Origin of the sequence: Pseudoxanthomonas sp. CCNWLY206-1 (assembly GCF_039710385.1) — a bacterium.
Taxonomy (GTDB): Bacteria; Pseudomonadota; Gammaproteobacteria; order Xanthomonadales; family Xanthomonadaceae; genus Pseudoxanthomonas_A.
The window spans coordinates 62124-78512 of sequence record NZ_JBDKXI010000006.1; the positions used below are offsets into that span (position 1 = coordinate 62124).

The 16389-nt window shown below is 63.4% G+C and carries 16 protein-coding genes; 6 read left to right on the plus strand and 10 right to left on the minus strand.

Annotated features, from left to right (window positions below; all coding sequences use genetic code 11):
• Positions 1–110: 110 nt before the first annotated feature.
• Positions 111–1040 (minus strand): glycine--tRNA ligase subunit alpha, encoded by a 930-nt coding sequence (gene glyQ / locus AADW18_RS14210; RefSeq protein ID WP_337344049.1) that lies wholly within the window; start codon positions 1038–1040, stop codon positions 111–113.
• Positions 1041–1111: 71 nt separating this feature from the next.
• Here glyQ and AADW18_RS14215 point away from each other — a divergent pair, with 71 nt between their 5' ends.
• Positions 1112–1849: a glutamine amidotransferase gene (locus AADW18_RS14215; protein WP_337344050.1), complete on the plus strand. Its 738-nt coding sequence runs from the start codon at positions 1112–1114 to the stop codon at positions 1847–1849.
• A 25-nt stretch (positions 1850–1874) separates the two neighbouring features.
• Positions 1875–2747 carry a BPSS1780 family membrane protein gene (locus tag AADW18_RS14220; RefSeq protein ID WP_337344051.1) on the plus strand — a complete coding sequence of 291 codons (873 nt, stop codon included), beginning with the start codon at positions 1875–1877 and terminating at the stop codon, positions 2745–2747.
• A gap of 193 nt (positions 2748–2940) precedes the next feature.
• On the opposite strand, the gene tatC is transcribed toward AADW18_RS14220, so the two are convergent.
• The 4 genes from tatC to AADW18_RS14240 all read right to left on the minus strand — a co-directional run bounded on the left by tatC (position 2941) and on the right by AADW18_RS14240 (position 5482).
• Complete coding sequence (tatC, locus tag AADW18_RS14225; protein ID WP_337344052.1) at positions 2941–3690, minus strand: twin-arginine translocase subunit TatC; 750 nt, start codon at positions 3688–3690, stop codon at positions 2941–2943.
• A complete protein-coding gene (gene tatB, locus AADW18_RS14230) occupies positions 3671–4126 on the minus strand; it encodes a Sec-independent protein translocase protein TatB (RefSeq protein WP_337344053.1) in 456 nt (151 codons plus the stop codon). Before tatB ends, tatC begins: the two co-directional genes overlap by 20 nt.
• Positions 4127–4302: 176 nt before the next feature.
• Positions 4303–4539, minus strand: a complete 237-nt coding sequence (tatA, locus tag AADW18_RS14235) for a Sec-independent protein translocase subunit TatA (protein ID WP_337344054.1) — start codon at positions 4537–4539, stop codon at positions 4303–4305.
• An 82-nt stretch (positions 4540–4621) separates the two neighbouring features.
• Complete coding sequence (locus AADW18_RS14240; RefSeq protein ID WP_337344055.1) at positions 4622–5482, minus strand: lipid-binding SYLF domain-containing protein; 861 nt, start codon at positions 5480–5482, stop codon at positions 4622–4624.
• Between the two features lie 203 nt (positions 5483–5685).
• Here AADW18_RS14240 and hemH point away from each other — a divergent pair, with 203 nt between their 5' ends.
• Together hemH and AADW18_RS14250 are read left to right on the plus strand one after the other, a co-directional pair.
• Positions 5686–6648, plus strand: a complete 963-nt coding sequence (gene hemH, locus AADW18_RS14245) for a ferrochelatase (RefSeq protein WP_337344056.1) — start codon at positions 5686–5688, stop codon at positions 6646–6648.
• On the plus strand, positions 6645–7532 hold the full coding sequence (locus tag AADW18_RS14250; protein ID WP_337344057.1) for an alpha/beta hydrolase: 888 nt from the start codon (positions 6645–6647) through the stop codon (positions 7530–7532). Before hemH ends, AADW18_RS14250 begins: the two co-directional genes overlap by 4 nt.
• Positions 7533–8229: 697 nt before the next feature.
• Here the strand turns inward: AADW18_RS14250 and AADW18_RS14255 are convergent.
• From AADW18_RS14255 to ttcA, 3 genes are all read right to left on the minus strand, one after another.
• Positions 8230–9024, minus strand: coding sequence for a SprT family zinc-dependent metalloprotease (locus AADW18_RS14255; protein ID WP_337344058.1), 795 nt, complete (start codon positions 9022–9024; stop codon positions 8230–8232).
• 201 nt (positions 9025–9225) lie between these two features.
• Positions 9226–10131, minus strand: a complete 906-nt coding sequence (locus AADW18_RS14260) for a recombination-associated protein RdgC (RefSeq protein ID WP_337344059.1) — start codon at positions 10129–10131, stop codon at positions 9226–9228.
• A gap of 160 nt (positions 10132–10291) precedes the next feature.
• Complete coding sequence (gene ttcA, locus AADW18_RS14265; RefSeq protein WP_337344060.1) at positions 10292–11197, minus strand: tRNA 2-thiocytidine(32) synthetase TtcA; 906 nt, start codon at positions 11195–11197, stop codon at positions 10292–10294.
• 67 nt (positions 11198–11264) lie between these two features.
• On the opposite strand from ttcA, the gene AADW18_RS14270 reads away from it, so the two are divergent.
• Together AADW18_RS14270 and AADW18_RS14275 are read left to right on the plus strand one after the other, a co-directional pair.
• Positions 11265–11471: a YdcH family protein gene (locus tag AADW18_RS14270; RefSeq protein WP_337344282.1), complete on the plus strand. Its 207-nt coding sequence runs from the start codon at positions 11265–11267 to the stop codon at positions 11469–11471.
• A 316-nt stretch (positions 11472–11787) separates the two neighbouring features.
• Positions 11788–12501 carry a hypothetical protein gene (locus AADW18_RS14275; protein WP_337344061.1) on the plus strand — a complete coding sequence of 238 codons (714 nt, stop codon included), beginning with the start codon at positions 11788–11790 and terminating at the stop codon, positions 12499–12501.
• 114 nt (positions 12502–12615) lie between these two features.
• On the opposite strand, the gene plsB is transcribed toward AADW18_RS14275, so the two are convergent.
• Together plsB and AADW18_RS14285 are read right to left on the minus strand one after the other, a co-directional pair.
• The gene (gene plsB, locus AADW18_RS14280) at positions 12616–15222 is read right to left on the minus strand and encodes a glycerol-3-phosphate 1-O-acyltransferase PlsB (RefSeq protein ID WP_337344062.1); all 2607 of its coding nucleotides are present in this window, start codon (positions 15220–15222) and stop codon (positions 12616–12618) included.
• 149 nt (positions 15223–15371) lie between these two features.
• Positions 15372–16301: a hypothetical protein gene (locus tag AADW18_RS14285; RefSeq protein ID WP_337344063.1), complete on the minus strand. Its 930-nt coding sequence runs from the start codon at positions 16299–16301 to the stop codon at positions 15372–15374.
• Positions 16302–16389 lie beyond the last annotated feature (88 nt).

Sequence of the window (16389 nt, forward strand, 5' to 3'; positions counted from 1 at the left end):
GGGAGAAGGTGGCGCGAAGCGCCGGATGAGGTGCGGCGGAGTCAATGGCGGCGAACCACCAGGACTTCGCCGAACCCTCTCCCCAACCCCTCTCCCGAGGGGAGAGGGACTTAAGCGGTGACGTTCTTCAACCCCGGGAAACCCAGCTTTTCCCGCTGAGCGTAATACGCTTCGGCCACCGCCTGCGCCAGCTTGCGCACGCGCAGGATGTAGCGCTGGCGTTCGGTGACGGAAATTGCGCGGCGTGCGTCCAGCAGGTTGAAGCTGTGGCTTGCCTTGCAAACTTGCTCGTAGGCGGGCAGCGGCAGGCCGGCTTCGACCAGTTTCAGCGCTTCGGCTTCGCAGGCGTCGAAGCGGTGGAACATCTCGGCCACGTCCGCGTATTCGAAGTTGTAGGTGCTTTGTTCGACTTCGTTCTGGTGGTACACGTCGCCGTAGGTGACGATGCCCTGCGGACCTTCGGTCCAGACCAGGTCGTAGACGTTGTCGCAGTTCTGCAGGTACATGCAGAGCCGTTCCAGGCCGTAGGTGATCTCGCCCAGCACCGGCCGGCATTCCAGGCTGCCGGCTTGCTGGAAATAGGTGAACTGGGTGACTTCCATGCCGTTCAGCCAGACTTCCCAGCCCAGGCCCCAGGCGCCCAGGGTGGGCGATTCCCAGTTGTCCTCGACGAAGCGCAGGTCGTGCACGCGCGGATCGATGCCCAGCGCCTTCAGCGAATCCAGGTAAAGCTCCTGGATGTTGTCGGGGTTGGGTTTCATCACCACCTGGTACTGGTAGTAACGCTGCAGGCGGTTGGGGTTTTCGCCGTAGCGGCCATCGGTGGGGCGGCGGCTGGGTTGCACGTAGGCAGCGTTCCACGGCTCAGGGCCTAGCGCGCGCAAGAAGGTGGCGGGGTGGAAAGTGCCCGCGCCGACTTCGATATCCAGCGGCTGGATCAGCACGCAGCCCTGCGAAGCCCAATATTCATTGAGGGTCCGGATCAAACCTTGGAAGGTCAGTCCCTGGAAAGTTACCGGTGGATTCGAGGGTTCGGCCATCGGGTTATCGTGCACTGCGGAAAAGCGGGCTAGTATACGGGGAACCCCACGCCCTTCCTTCGTTTGCGCCCGTGAAAGCCACCGCGAGAGCCCCTTTTCTCATCGTCGAAACCGGTCAGCCGGTGCCGTCGATGCGGCGTTATGGCGGCTTCCCCCATTGGATTCGAGTAGCGGCAGGGCTCGAGGCCGACGAAACCGTGGTGGCGAATGTCGAACGCGGCGATGCCCTGCCACGCCGAGAGGGCTTCGCGGGGGTCATCGTCACCGGTTCGGCCGCGTTTGTTACCGACCGCGCGGACTGGAGCGAACGTAGCGCCGACTGGCTGCGCGACGCGGCCCACGACGGCATGTCGCTGCTGGGCATCTGCTACGGCCACCAGCTGCTGGCGCATGCGTTGGGCGGCGAGGTGGCGGATAACCCGACGGGGCGCGAATCCGGCACGGTCGCCATCGATCTGCATCCGCACGCCGAGACGGATCCGCTGTTCACCGGGTTGCCAGCGCGATTCTCCGCGCACGCCACCCACGTGCAGACCGTGATGCGTCCACCGGAAGGCGCCACCGTGCTGGCCCGCTCCGAGCAGGACGGCTGCCACGCGTTCCGCTGGCGAGATCGTGCCTGGGGCGTGCAGTTCCATCCTGAATTCGCTACTCATCACATGCGCGGCTATGTCCTGGCGCGCGAGGAACACCTGCGGCGGGAAGGCCGGTGTCCCAAAACGATCGTCCGCAACGTGACGGCGGCGCCGCAAGCCCGCAAACTATTGCGGCGCTTCGTCAAGCATGCGCGCGGCCTGCACGGCCGCTGACCCACAAACCGAAATCGGAACCCTGATGTCGATGATCAACAAGGTACCGGCCGGCGCCGGTGCGGAATGGCTGCTGGGCGGATTCGCGCTGTTGCGCAAGGCGCCGCTGGCATTGGGCAGGCTGGCGGTGCTGTGGGGGCTGGTCTCGCTGGTGGTGATGATGGTGGCGATCTCGGTTCCCGTGTTGATGTATGGCCTGCAATTCCTGTTGATCCTGGCAGGCCCGTTGTTTTTCGCCGGGATGATTCTTGCGGTACGCGAAGTCGACCAGGACCGCCCGGCGCTGTCGGGGCATCTGCTGCAACCGGTGCGCGACGGCCATGCACGCAGCTTGTTGGCAACGCTGCTGCCACAAGCGCTGGCTGCGCTGATCCTCGGAGGGTTGCTGTTCGTGGTGGTCGGTACCGAGCAGCTGAAGCACCTGAGCGATGTGATGGCGCAGATGCAGGTGATCGCCGAAAGCGGTGGCAAGGCTGACCCGTCCATGCTGGAAGGGCTGCCGGTCGGCCGTCTGCTGCTGTGGGTCCTGCTGGTGCTGGTGAGCTTCGTCGCAGTGAAATGGATGACCTTCGTCGCCACGCCGCAAATTATTTTTTCCGGAAACGATGCGCTGACATCGATGCGCAACAGCTTGCGTGCATGCCTGCATAACTGGACGGCCATGCTGGTGTTCTACCTGCTGGCGGGTATCGCGATCTTTGCTATTTCGATCGGTCTGCTCCTGGTCGCATCGTTGCTGCAACTGCTGATGGGCGCCACATTGGCGATGCTGCTTTGGCAGCTGATGCTGATGGCGGTACTGATGCCGGTATTGGCGGGCGCGGCTTATTACGCGTGGCGGCAGATGATGGGGGCGCAATCGGCATCCCCACAAACAGCAACACATATCGAAGTCTGAGTAGGGCTGCGCCTTGCGCTTTTTGTAGCCGAGCTGCGCCTCGCGATAGTACGGGACCAGTAGCAGTGAGGCCGTCGCAACGGCAGGGATAAGCGAATTGCCTGTGGCGCTTTCGTAATTTGCTCGACTGATCGATGCGCCAAGAGCAGCGGAGCAAGCTCCGCTCTACGTGAGTGGATGCGAGATGCGGCGTTTACTCCGCCTCGACTTCCTTCGGTTTCAACAAACTCCCGGCAATGATCCCGGCTTCGTACAGCAGGCACATCGGGATGGCGAGCATCAACTGCGACACCACGTCCGGTGGCGTGATGATGGCGGCCAGGACGAATACCGCGACGATGGCGTAGCCGCGGCCTTCCCTCAATTGCTGTGGAGTAACCCAGCCCAGCGCCACCAGGATCACCAGGGCGACCGGCAATTCGAAACTGGCGCCGAAGGCGAAGAAGATCAGCAGCACGAAATCCAGATACGACCCGGCGTCTGGCGTGATGGCGATGATGTCCGGCTTGAACTTCACCAGGAAACTGAAGACCGAAGGCAACACCAGGAAGTAGGCGAACGCGCAGCCGATGTAGAACAAGGCCACCGACGAGGCCAGCAGTGGCATCGCCAGTTTTTTCTCTCGCTGGTACAGGCCTGGCGCCACGAACGCCCACGCTTGATAGAGCAGCCAGGGAACGGCGAAGAACAGCGCGACGAAAAAGGTCAGCTTGACCGGTGCGAAGAATGCGCCCGCCGGATTCATCGCCAGCAAGGTCTGGCCAACGGGAAGCCGCTGGACCAGGGGCATCGCCAGCCAGGTGTAGATCTGGCTGGTGAACGGCAACAGCACCACCAGCACCACGCCCACACCCATCAGTGCGCGCATCAGGCGCGAACGCAGTTCGACCAGATGTTCGATCAAACTGCTTTCCGATTCCGGATCAGACGTTTCGCGGTTCATCGCTTTCGCCCTCCGGTTGGTTCTCGTGCTTCGCCCCATGTGATGACTCCTGCTCGTCTTCCATCGCCGGCAGTGCATCGGCGGCATAGCCGCTCTTGTCGGCGTCATCACCGTCGTCGGGTTCGACGCGGTTGCCATCCGGATCGTCTTTCACCGATTGCCGGATGGCGTCGAATTCGCGTTCGACCTCGGTGCCGCTATCGCGTATCCGGCGCTCGGTATCGCTGATCGCGTCCTTGGCGTCCTGGAAACCTCGCTTGAGCTCTTCAGCCGCCAATTCGCGCTCCAGTTCATCTTTTACCGAATGCCATTGCGCACGGGCGCGCCGCACCCACAAGCCCGCGAAGCGCGTGGCTTTAGGGAGACGTTCGGGGCCGAGCACGATCAAAGCCACGATCGCGACAATCAACAATTCGCTGAAGCCGATATCGAACATGACGATTCAGAGCCTGCGGATGCCAGACAAAAGACTCATGCGGGGCATGAGAGAACGTAACGACCACGCACCGGGTAAGCACTCACGCAGCGACCCGCCGCGCCGCGCACAATCGCTTGGCGGGCAAGGGTCGGGCAACATGAACTGCCGAGAGCGCAAAAAAACCGAACTGCCGATCAGCTGGCGTCGCGGTCGCGTTCTTTCGAGCTGCTGGATTCTCCGCTCCGCGTCTGATCGTTGCGGGACTCATCGCCGAGCTGACCGGTGGGCTTGTCTTCTTCCTTCATGCCCTTCTTGAAGCCTTTGACCGCTTCGCCCAGGTCCTGGCCGGCATTGCGCAGGCGCTTGGTACCGAAGATCAGCAGTACGACCACCAGCACAATGATCCAATGCCAGATGCTCAAACCGCCCATGGTGTACTCGCAGTAAAAGTAAGGGTGCTCAGGATAACGCAGCTGCGGGTCCAGATTACGTATCGATGCCCCATAACGGACGTCATGGGTTGCCGTTCAGCGGTTCGGTTTTGATTTCGTCGTCGGAAACGGGCTGAAAGCCCTGCGTCTGCGGCTGGGATTCAGCCACCGGCGGGGTTTGCGGCGCTGGCGTGACTGAGGCAGCCGGAGCGGAGGTGCGTTGCGTGCCGCGGCCGCTGCGAGCGATGGCGGTGGCTTCTTCCAGCTGATCGCGGAAGCCGACCACCGCATCGGATGGCGCGCCACTGCGGCTTTCGAAGATCGCGCGTGGCGTGGCGGCGCTGCCATAGACCGCCAAGTTGGCATCGTCATCGATCTGTAACACCGCGCCATCCAGCGCTACGCCGGCGAACAGGCCGCGCGCACGCGACCACGACCAGATTTCCGCCTTCAACTGTCCATCGGTCGAGGCCGATGCATTGCGACCGACCGGGCCGGCTGCAATGCCGGCGTCAGCGCCCAAGGTGAATTTGCCGTTGACGATGTTGTCCAGGTTGCGATCGTTGCGGAAGACCAGCACCACGTCCGACGACTGCACGCCGGCCTGGAAGCCGACGCTGCCGCCGGTGAGTTTCACGAATACGGGATTGGACCAGGTGCCGTCGGGGTTCTTGACCGACATCAGGCCGTGGCCGCGCCGGCCGCCGAACACCAGTCCGGCCTTCAAAGTGTCCGGAATGACGATGATGGCCTTGCCCTCATCCAGCAGCTTGTCGGGAATGCCCTGCTCCGGAATCTTCTGGATTTCCTTCAGCACCCGGACCGCATTGACGGCGCGATCGTCTTCCTTCGGACCCGCCAAGGCTTGGCCGGCGGACAAGAAGGCAGCGAGCAGCAAGGCGGCCGGAAGCAACACGCGACGGACGCGGCAATTAGGGGTCATGGCGATCTCCGAAAAGCGAACGGACAGCAAGATACTGCAATGGGGCGAAAGTAGGAGCGCGGGGATGAATCGCGGCTGAGGCGCGCGGCCGGAAGCCAGTCGCCCTCAACGCGCTCGGCGATAGGCGATGACAGGGCGGCCGTTTCGAAAAATCGATGGCTGACGCTTCTTCAGGAGGCTTTCGGCTCTGCGACAATGCCGGCATGTCCAACGCACCCGCTACCGCGCTCGTCGTGGTCAATCTAGGCACGCCCGAAGCGCCCACCGCGCCGGCTGTGCGCCGCTATCTCGGCGAGTTCCTGAGCGATCGCCGCGTGGTCCAGCTGGCACGCTGGCTCTGGTGGCCGCTGCTGCATTTGCTGATCCTGCCACTGCGTGGCCCCAAGGCAGCGAAGAAGTACGCTCAGGTATGGCTGCCCGAGGGTTCGCCGCTGGCGGTCTATACCCGCCGGCTGGCGGAAGCGATGCAGCAGCGAGCGCCGCAATGGCGGGTGGTCCATGCCATGCGTTACGGCCAGCCGGCGTTGGCCGGCGTGCTGCGGCAATTGCGCCAGGCCGGCATCGAGCGCGTGGTGGTGCTGCCGCTGTATCCGCAGTATTCGACCACCACCACCGCGTCGGTCGGCGACGTGGTGGCGCGTGAAGGCGAGGGGCTGCGGACCGCGATGATCGACGACTACTCCACGGATGCGGGTTGGGTGCGGGCGGTGGCCGATTCGATCCGCCACTGGCGCGAACGCCATGGCGCCGGCGAGCATCTGTTGTTTTCCTTTCATGGGCTGCCGCAGCGGGTCGCCAACGCCGGTGATCCCTACCCTCAACGTTGCCAAGCCAGTAGCCAAGCCATCGCGCAGGCGCTGGGGCTGCGTGATGACGAGTGGACGCTGACCTATCAGTCGCGTTTCGGCCGCGAACGCTGGCTGGAACCGGCAACCGACAAAGTACTGGATCAGCTGGCTGCAAGCGGTGTGCGCCGGGTGGATGCGGTTTGCCCGGGCTTCGCGGTGGATTGCCTGGAAACGCTGGAGGAGGTCGGCATCGGGTTCGTCGAGCGCTTTGCCGAACACGGCGGCGAACTCCGCTACATCCCGTGCCTCAACGAATCGCCCGCGCATGCCGACGCATTGATCGCGCTGGCGCGCCACGCGGCGGAAGCGAATCGGTGAGCCGGCGCGAGCTATTCCTCGATATCCCGCTCGGTCGCATCGCCGCGTTGAGGGCGGGTGATCCGAACGGCCCCAAGGTGCTTGCGTTGCACGGCTGGCTGGACAACGCCGCCAGCTTCTTTCCGTTGGCGGAACATCTTCCGCAGCTGGACCTGGTGATGCCGGATCTGCCCGGCCACGGCCGCAGCGCGCATTTGGGGCCCGGCGCGGAGTACACCGGTGGCGTGGCCGTCAACGCAGTGCTGGATATCGCCGATGCGTTGGGCTGGCAGCGTTTTTCGCTGCTTGGCCACTCGATGGGTGCGGGCATCGCCAGCCTGGTGGCGGCCTCTTCCCCGCACCGCATTGAGCGATTGGTCGCTATCGAGGCGCTGGGCGGCCTGGCCGAAACCGTGGAACGGACAGCGGCTCGCTGGCGCGAAGCGATTGCCGCCGCCCGCGCATTGCCGGGGAAAAGCCTGCGCGTCTTCGCCGACCTGGCGGCTCCCGTGCGTGCGCGCATGCAAGCCAACCAATTGGGCGAGCCCGCGGCGCGATTGTTGGTGGAGCGCGGGATCAGACCCGTCGAGGGCGGTTACGTATGGAGCAGCGATCCGCGCCTGACCTTGCCTACTCCGCAGCGGTTGGATGAAGCGCAGATCAGCCGCCTCATCGCCGATATCGAATGCCCCACGACCGTCATCTACGCCGATCCGCCGCAAAGCTATTTTCCGGAACCATTGCGCACGCACCGGGTTGGTTTGCTCCCGCGGGGCCGGCTGCAGGTCATTGCCGGCATCCATCATTTGCATATGGAAAATCCTGTTGCCGTGGCGACGGCGATTGGCGGCTTCTTTGAGAATCTAGATAGCGGCAGCAATACCGACATCGCTTCTGCAAAGTAATCCGCGTACCTGGTAGAGCCAAGTTTGCTCGGCTGAGTGTCTCCGGAACCGGTGCGCCAAGAGCAGCGGAGCAAGCTCCGCTCTACGACGGATTGGTCGGCACCTCGAGTAGAGCCGAGCTTGCTCGGCTGAGTGTCTCCGGAGCCGGTGGGCCAAGAGCAGCGGAGCAAGCTCCGCTCTACGACGGATTGGCTCAGCGCCTCGAGTAGAGCCGAGCTTGCTCGGCTAAGTGCCTCCGGAGCCAGTGGGCCAAGAGCAGCGGAGCAAGCTCCGCTCTACGACGGATTGGCTCAGCGTGTCGAGTAGAGCCGAGCTTGCTCGGCTAAGTGCCTCCGGATCCAGTGGGTCAAGAGCAGCGGAGCAAGCTCCGCTCTACGACGGATTGGCTCGGCGCCTCGAGTAGAGCCGAGCTTGCTCGGCTAAGTGTCTCCGGAGCCTGTGCACCAAGAGCAGCGGAGCAAGCTCCGCTCTACGACGGATTGGCTCGGCGTGTCGAGTAGAGCCGAGCTTGCTCGGCTGAGTGTCTCCGGAGCCGGTGCGCCAAGAGCAGCGGAGCAATCTCCGCTCTACAACGGATTGGCTCGGCGTGTCGAGTAGAGCCGAGCTTGCTCGGCTGAGTGCCTCCGGAGCCAGTGGGCCAAGAGCAGCGGAGCAATCTCCGCTCTACGACGGATTGGCGCAGCTCCGCTCTACGTGCTTATTTCGCAGCGGACAACAATCGATGCAGCACGGACTTCAAGCGTCGTCCTTCGGCGTGAAAGTACTCGCGTTCATCCCGCCAGGTGGGGAAACGCGTCTCTACTTCGCGCCAGAAGGCGGGAGAGTGGTTGGCTTGAATCAAATGGCAGAGTTCATGCACCAACACATATTCGAACGCCGAGGGGCGGCCCAGCGTCAACGCCAGGTCCAGAGCCAACGAACCATCCGGGGCCAGCGAACCCCACTGCGTGGACATGATCTTCAGGCGGAAGCGCGACGGTGCGCGTGGCAATCCGGTGAGATATTTCGGTAACAAACGGCCAATATCGGCGCGCGCTTCAGCTTCGTAGAACGCGCGCAGCGTTCGCGGCAGCATGGCATCGTTAGTGCGAGCGGGCAGTTGGAAATGCAGGCCGCCATCGTCGCGTTCGATCTTGGCGTAGCGGCCTTCGTGCCAGTAGAGCGGCACGGATTCGCCGCGCAGTGGCAGACAGGTCGTCTGGCCACGAATCAATGCGCAGGCGGCATCGTCCGGTTGATGGTGCGCGATTTGCGCAGTTAGCCAACCGCGATGCTCATGCAGGAAGCGTTCGCCCGATACCAGGCTGGCGCGCAGCGGCAATGTCAATCGCGCGCCGCGTTCATCCACGCTCAGCTTCAAGCGTTTGGCGCGCGGATCGCGCACGCGCTGAACGTCGATGGTGCGACCATCCGCCAACGCTACCGCGACAACATCGCGTTCGATGCTATGCGGAGACCGTGGGGCGATCAGGCGGCGGAACAGGCCGGGCATGGGATAAGGATCGCATAAGCGGAGAGTGGCGTGTGGCGAAGATGAAGGGAAACTGTGGCCGTCATCCCAGCGAATGCTGGGATCCACTTGTCGTTGTTCGCTACGAAGTTATGACAGCCGCTGCAGATCAAAATGGATCCCAGCGTCCGCTGGGATGACGCTGATTGGAATTTCCTGTTCCCCGCTTCCCGCTTCCCGCTTCTAGGTCTCAGCCTTGCTCAATTTCAGGGCGCTTTCCAGCACCAGGAACAGCCGTTTCACCTCGCCGCTAAGCAACGCGAAGCGGGCGTCGAGTTCGGCGCGCAGATCTTCACGTTCGGTGCTTTCCAACTGGTCCACCGCGCCTTCCAGGAACTTCAGCTTGCGCACGATCAGGTCCTCGCCAAGGACGAAGGACACGTGATCGTCCAGGATCAGCGCCAAGCGTGTGACCTGCTTGCCCGCCTCCAGGTGCTTGGCGATCTCATCGCTCTGCAGCTCCTGGTTCTGGCATTTCACCACGGCGCCACCATCCATCGCATCTTTCATTTCGCATTCCTCACCCAGGCTCAGACCTTCCGGCAAGGGTTCGCCAGCTATCCAGCCGGTCAGGATGGATCGTGGCGCCACTTCTGCATTCAGTGGCAGCGCGGGAAAGCTGCCCATCGCGCGGCGGATTTCCGAGACCACGCTTTCGCCTGATTTGCGCGATGAAGTGTCCACGGCGACGAATCCATGCTCCAGGTCGAGCAGCGCATCGGTGCGGGACGGTTTGACGAAGGCACGCGGCAACAGTTCATGCACCAGGTCTTCTTTCAACCGTTTGCGGGTGCGGCCGCCAGGTTTGCGGCCTTCCTTCTGTTCGATCTCCTCCAGCTTCTTGGCCAACAGGTCGTTGACCACCGAACCGGGAAGAATTTTGTCCTCGCCACCGACGGTCAGCCAGATGGAATCGCCGATGCGGTGCGAGAGCGCTTCCTCACCGCGGCCGAATGGCGAGATAAAGCCACGCGATGACAGATCCAATGGACCGACCGGCTTGAGCTGCGCCTCCGGCAGCAGGGTATCGAGGGTTTCAAAATCGAGAGTGGTGGGAAAGCGGAAAAACGTCAGGTTGCGAAAGAACATCGAAGGACCAGGAAGGAGAAAGGGGGAGACGAAAAGCGGTAAGCATCTCTTTTGTCATCCTCGCGTAGGAGAGGACCCATCTGATTCTTGCTTCACCCGTACGGCGTGAGAAGCAAGAAGCGTATGGATCCCAGCGTTCGCCGGGATGACGAGGTGTGGATCAGGGAGGCGCATCAGCTTCTGCGTGCGACTCCGCCAACCAGGCGGAAACGGCGGGCAGCGACGCATTGCCGAGACGGCCCAACGCCATGAAATCGAACAGCCTGGGGTCGGCCAACTGTGCAGGCCGGACGTCGCCCAACGCGCGGGCGATCTGTTCGATGCGGCCAGGCGTATCACGCTCCCATTGCGCCATCATCTTCTGCACCTGCTTGCGCTGCAGATTCTCCTGACTTCCGCACAGGTTGCAGGGAATGATAGGGAACTGGCGCGCAACCGCGTACTCGGCGATATCCGCTTCGCGCACGTACGCCAGGGGACGGATCACGACGTGCTTGCCGTCATCACTGCGCAGCTTGGGCGGCATGCCGGCCAGCTTGGCGTGGAAGAACAGATTAAGAAAGAACGTGGCCACCATGTCGTCGCGGTGGTGGCCGAGCGCGATCTTGGTGAAGCCCTGCGCCTCCGCGTACGCATACAAAGCGCCGCGCCGGAGCCGAGAGCACAGCGAACACATCGTCTTGCCTTCCGGCACCACGCGCGTCACTACCGAATACGTGTCCTGTTCCAGGATCTTGTACGGCACGCCGACCGATTCCAGATACTCCGGCAGCACGTGCTCCGGGAAGTCCGGCTGCTTCTGGTCCAGGTTGACGGCGACCAACTCGAAAGCCACGGGTGCTTTCTTCTGCAACTGCAGAAGGATGTCCAGCAGGGTGTAGCTGTCCTTGCCGCCAGACAGGCAGACCATCACCTTGTCGCCGTCCTCGATCATGCCGAAATCAGCGATGGCCTCGCCTACTTGGCGGCGTATCCGTTTGCCCAGTTTCGTGTGTTCGCGCGCCTCGCGCCGCGGATTGGCAAGGCGTGCGCGGCTGGGGTCGGGAAGGGGCAGAAAAGCGGTCATAAGATCGTCCATTGTACCGGGCGTGGCGGCGATGACGGACGCAGCCTGGCCGGTGTACGCTGCCTGCGTGGAACCTCTAAATCCCTCCGAAATCAGTCAACGTATCGCGACGCTCAAGCTGGAGCACCGCGAGCTCGACGATGCCATCTCTCGCCTGCTGGCGGACATCGAAGCCGATGAGCTGACCATCAAGCGCTTGAAGAAGCGAAAGCTGTGGCTCAAGGACTGCATCAACCGGCTGGAAAGCGCACTGATTCCCGACGAGCCGGCCTGAGGCCTGTAGGGCTTCGCCGCGCTTGCCGGGTCGCCCCAACTGCCCAACCCGGCCGAATTTGACGCAGCACGTCACTCGGCAGGGCGGCCGCACCGCTCCAGTTGACTGGCTGCCTGCCTGGCAGGTGCCGGCTGCCCGCGCTCCGCCGCCTTACGTCGGCGGCTTTTCCATACCCGGGCGATGGCCGTGAAAGTTGGCCCGATGCTTGCTTCGATAGCGAGACACTCATCACATTTGACGGCGGCAAGCGCCTCCTGAGGGACTTGTAGCCGTATTCACCCGCCGCGTGGATCTGCCATGCCAGCGCAGGAGCCGTATGCATCAGGACAATCCAGCCCGCGTCGACCCGACCTCCGTCCAGCGGAGCGTTCCGGCTGGGACAGGCGATCAGCACCTGTCCGCCGAGCTGCAGGTGCAATGGATCGCCGCGGGCGAAAGCCTGGGCGACGTGCAGCGCCTGCGCCGCGATGTCTATTTCCATGAGCAGGGCGGACCCTACAGCGATCGCAGCAAACGCATCGCCGACGGCCTGGATGCTTGTGGCGCTACCTTGGCGATCAACCAGGGCGCCACCACCATCGCGACGCTGCGTCTGCACGATTTCGGTCCAAGCGCGGTGCAAGTGGAATACGGCAGCCTGTTTCAGATCGACCCGTTCGCCCACTCCTGGCCGCTGGACCGGGTGGCCGTCGGCACCCGGTTCGCCGTGCAGGCAGACCATCGCGTCAAGCCGGTGATGGATCGATTGATGGAGGAAACCTACCGCCGGCTGCTGGAAAACCGGACCCGCTTCTGCCTGATCGCCTGCGAGCCGTATCTGCACGATGTTTTCGAATACTACGGTTTCCGCGAATACCTGCCCCCGGTCATCCTGCCCGGCGGGACCGGTCTTCTGCGCATGGTGCTGGTGATCGAGGACGCGCCGCATTTGCTGGAGTGCGGCTCGCCTCTGTATCGACTGGTAAAGGACGACCAATTGGGTGTGGCCGCCAAGGCATGGCTGACGCGGACGTTCAGTCACGCGGGGTGACATCGCCACCACCGAATTCTTGTAGGAGCGGCGTCCCGCCGCGAGCTCTTTGCTCTGCTGCGATCTGACAGGAAGAGCTCGTGGCGGGACGCCGTTCCTACAGGGTTTGTGCTCTCAATCCCGCGGTTCCGGCCCTGGTTCGGGCCGCGCGGCTTCCGGACTGACGCGTTCGATGGTGTGGCGCAGTTCGCGACCCAGGATGGCCTTGGCGTCTTTGGCCCAGGCATCCAGGCGCTCGTCGAACAACAGCTTGCTGTTTTCGTCCGGCCATACCAGGCGCAGCTCGCGCATTTTCTGGATGAAGCCGCGGAAAAGGGTACGGTCGAAGAATTCCGGCGCCGCCGGCGCATAAAGCAGGCTCAAACGCTGCGCCGCCTGCTGGCACAGGCTTTCCAGTTCGGCCGCGCCCAACTTGCCCGGGCCATTCTTCACCAGCACGGAAATGGCGATGTAGTAACGCTCGAACGCTTGTTGCAGCGAATGGCCGATAGCGCGCAGGCGGAACACTTCATCGGTTTGCCCGGCGTTGCGCGCCAGGATGCCACCGTCGTCGTCGTTGATCTGTTGCAGCAGGCCTTCGCGAATGAACAGATCGATGGTGCGGTCCATGCGTTCGGCGAACTCGTCCTCGGTCCACGGCAGGAACAGTTCCGTCTGCAGGAACGGATACAAACCGCGGCCCAGTCGCAATACGCCGGCGCGGCTCATGCGGCGGTTGTTCTGGAAACAACAGGCGATCCACGCCGATGCCGTGAACAGATGCAGCACGTTGTTGCGGTAGTAGCTCATCAGCACGGCGGTGTCGTCATCCACCACGCTCAGCACATCACCCAGCGGATGCTTGACCCGGCGCAGCACATTGATTTCCTCACCGTGCGCGATGATGCGCTCGGGAGTGTGCGGGGTGACGGTGACCAGATCGGAATACGGCAGCTCGGCCAATAGTGTTTTCGACAGTTCGATCTGTGCGATCAAATCCGCTTCGCCCATCGCGTGCTTGGGCGTGGACAGCAGCGCCAGCGCCAGCAGGTTGATCGGATTGACGTCGGCCGCGCGGTTGATATGCACCTGGATCTGGTCGGCCAGCGCGTCGACCGTGGCGGAAAGCCACGCAGGCCGTTCCTCTTCGCCCAGCGGCGTGCCACTCCACTCCGGTGCGTGTTGCGCCAATGCGTCGTTCAGGGCGATGGGCTCGCCAAAGTTCACCACCACTTGACCATAGTTCTGACGCAGCACCTTGGGGATGCTCCACAGCAGCGCCCAGATCGATTCTTTTTCCTTGGGACGGCCGCTCAGCTCGTCCAGGTAACTGTTGCCTTCCAGCAGTTTCTCGTAACCGATGTAGACCGGTTGGAACAGCACCGGCTTCTTCGGCTGGCGCAGGAAGGCGCGAACGGTCATCGAAATCATGCCGCCCTTCGGTGGTAGCAACCGCCCGGTACGCGAGCGGCCGCCTTCGATGAAGTACTCCAGTGAATAACCGCCGGAAACGAGCTGCGCCACGTATTCGGTGAACACCGCCGAATACAGCGGATTGCCGCGGAAGCTGCGGCGCATGAAGAACGCGCCGCCCTTGCGCAGCAAGGTGCCGATCACCGGCAGGTTGAGATTGATGCCGGCCGCGATGTGCGGCGGCACGATGCCGCGCTCGTACAGCAGATACGACAGCAGCAAATAGTCCATGTGGCTGCGATGGCACGGCACGTAAACGACTTCGTGGCCGGGAGCCGCTTCCTTGAAGCGGTCCAGGTGATGCACCAGCACGCCGTCGTAGATGCGGTTCCACACATGCGACAACAGGAAGCTGGCCGAGCGCACCACCGGGTTGGAATAGTCCGCGGCGATTTCCCATGCGTACGCGTGAGCTTTCTTCCACGCGTCTTCTGCCTTGGAATTGTCGCGCCGGGCTTGGTCTGCAATGGCTTCGCGCACCGGGTCGGCAGCCAGCACCTGGTCCACCAGCAGGCGGCGAGTGGACAGGTCCGGCCCGATCACCGCTTCGCGGATACGGTGGAAGTGAGTGCGCAGCACGCGCGAGAGCTTGCGCACCGTGCGTTCCGGCGGCAGGTCTTCGGCGACGGCGTCGCGCAAGGACACCGGTGCCGCGAACCGGACGATCGTGCCGCGGCCGTTCAACAGAATGGCCAAGAGGCGACGGAAGCGGCCGACGATCGCCCAGTTTTCCGAGAACAGCACCGAAAACCAGCCGCTCTGCTTGTCCGGCGCGCGGCCGACGAAGATCGACACCGGCACCAACTGCACATCCAGGTTCGGATTGACGCGGTGCGCCTGCAAGAGGCGGGCGAGCGATCCGGAATGCGTCTTCGCGCTGCCGGTTTCGGGGATCAGTGCGCTGGCATTGCGGCGCGACAATGCCACGTAGGCACGTTTGCGCCCCAGCGGATCGCCCGGCACCGGCAGCGGCACCAGCGGTGAAGGCAGGCCGGCATCCCGGCAGGCGCGGTCCAGGATGAGCGCATTGGACAGCCCGTAGTCTTCCAGCACGTAACAGACCGGGCGCTCGTCGATCAGTTCGCGAGGGATTTCCGGTTCGATGTTCAGTGCCAGCCAGGGATCCGCCAGCCGGCTCAGCAGGCGTCCCCACCATGGGCGCTTGGCCGGTTTGGCGGGCACGGTCACGAGCGCCGACTTGGAAGGCGGCGTTGGCGGAGCGGGCGGGTCCGGAAAAGGCAGGGGATTTTGTTCAGACATCCGACGCATTATGGCCCAGCAACGTGGAGGTCTGGGAAGCGGGGGCGCCAAGCCGTGCGACGGGGCGGATCGTCAAGCTCTTGTGACTTTAGTGGATGAAGGCCGTCGTTTCCGCGAGGATCGGTGCGGATGCGCGCAAGGCGGGGCGAGCCTTGCCTTCAGCGAGCAGGCGATGGCGTGGGAGTGGCAGGCAACTCGGAAGCGGCGGCGGACATGGGTGCGGGAACCGCCAGCAACTGTTCCACATGGCGCAAGTAATCGCTCAGATACCAACGGCCGTCGCGCAGCTCCAGGCTGGCGATGGTGTCGATCTCCTGCCCACCCAGCGGATAGTGGATACGCACGGTCGCCTTGTCGCCCTTCTGTTCGACCAGGCCGGTGCGCAGGTCGGCGAGGCTGGCGTCCAGCGGCAAGCCGTAGCTGTCCGATACCGCCTTGGCTTCGGCGAAAAATGGGCTCAGCCGGCGCAGGCTGCCTTCCATGCCGGCGGCCGCCAGGTCTTCCTCGCTAGTCAAGCCGGTCTTGCGTGCCGCGATGGCCAGTCGCGCGATGGCCGCGCGTGCGTGTTGCGGATCGCCGAGCGGCGCCTCTCCCGCCCATTCGCTCAGCGCGCGGATGATCTGGGCGTAGTGGTCACGTTCTTCCGGGGTGTAGTTGCCTTCGTTCTTCACGTACTGCACGCCGAACAATCCCAGCGACCGGGCCGCGGCCTTGAGGTCGCGATCCTGGCGGGCGAACTGGCTATCGAATTGGCGTTGCAGCCGCCGTTCCGAATCCTTGGCCGCCAACACGGCGAGCATCGGCGCCAGCTTGTCCTCCAGCGGGAGCTCTGTCAGCGGCCAGCGACTACGGTTCTCGCGCCAGGCGACTTCCAGTTGGGCGTACTGGGCGGGCGGCACGGCTGTTCGGGCGAAGCCAACCAGGTCATTGGCCCGGACGTGATGTGCCAGCTGACGCACCGCGGCGGCTGGCTCACTGGCGGCGCCGGCGAGTTCGGCCGGCTCGCGCTTGCACGCGCTTATCGCCAACAGGGCGAACAGCGGCAAGGCCGCAAGACCCGATCTTTGCAAGGACAGACGTTTGAACATGACGCGGTGACTCCCCAGCCGACCCACATCTTTGCCGCAAGCCGCTCGCCGGGCAAGGGCAGGAATCTCATTCCCTCTCAGAACCTGT

What these genes read in the sequence shown, in the direction of transcription:
- hemH (WP_337344056.1), top strand. Translation starts at nt 5,686, where the DNA reads ATGTCCAACGCACCCGCTACCGCGCTCGTCGTGGTCAATCTAGGCACG.
- AADW18_RS14255 (WP_337344058.1), bottom strand. Translation starts at nt 9,024, where the DNA reads ATGCCCGGCCTGTTCCGCCGCCTGATCGCCCCACGGTCTCCGCATAGC.
- glyQ (WP_337344049.1), bottom strand. Translation starts at nt 1,040, where the DNA reads ATGGCCGAACCCTCGAATCCACCGGTAACTTTCCAGGGACTGACCTTC.
- tatB (WP_337344053.1), bottom strand. Translation starts at nt 4,126, where the DNA reads ATGTTCGATATCGGCTTCAGCGAATTGTTGATTGTCGCGATCGTGGCT.
- AADW18_RS14285 (WP_337344063.1), bottom strand. Translation starts at nt 16,301, where the DNA reads ATGTTCAAACGTCTGTCCTTGCAAAGATCGGGTCTTGCGGCCTTGCCG.
- tatC (WP_337344052.1), bottom strand. Translation starts at nt 3,690, where the DNA reads ATGAACCGCGAAACGTCTGATCCGGAATCGGAAAGCAGTTTGATCGAA.
- AADW18_RS14220 (WP_337344051.1), top strand. Translation starts at nt 1,875, where the DNA reads ATGTCGATGATCAACAAGGTACCGGCCGGCGCCGGTGCGGAATGGCTG.
- AADW18_RS14240 (WP_337344055.1), bottom strand. Translation starts at nt 5,482, where the DNA reads ATGACCCCTAATTGCCGCGTCCGTCGCGTGTTGCTTCCGGCCGCCTTG.
- ttcA (WP_337344060.1), bottom strand. Translation starts at nt 11,197, where the DNA reads ATGACCGCTTTTCTGCCCCTTCCCGACCCCAGCCGCGCACGCCTTGCC.
- tatA (WP_337344054.1), bottom strand. Translation starts at nt 4,539, where the DNA reads ATGGGCGGTTTGAGCATCTGGCATTGGATCATTGTGCTGGTGGTCGTA.
- AADW18_RS14260 (WP_337344059.1), bottom strand. Translation starts at nt 10,131, where the DNA reads ATGTTCTTTCGCAACCTGACGTTTTTCCGCTTTCCCACCACTCTCGAT.
- plsB (WP_337344062.1), bottom strand. Translation starts at nt 15,222, where the DNA reads ATGCGTCGGATGTCTGAACAAAATCCCCTGCCTTTTCCGGACCCGCCC.
- AADW18_RS14275 (WP_337344061.1), top strand. Translation starts at nt 11,788, where the DNA reads ATGCATCAGGACAATCCAGCCCGCGTCGACCCGACCTCCGTCCAGCGG.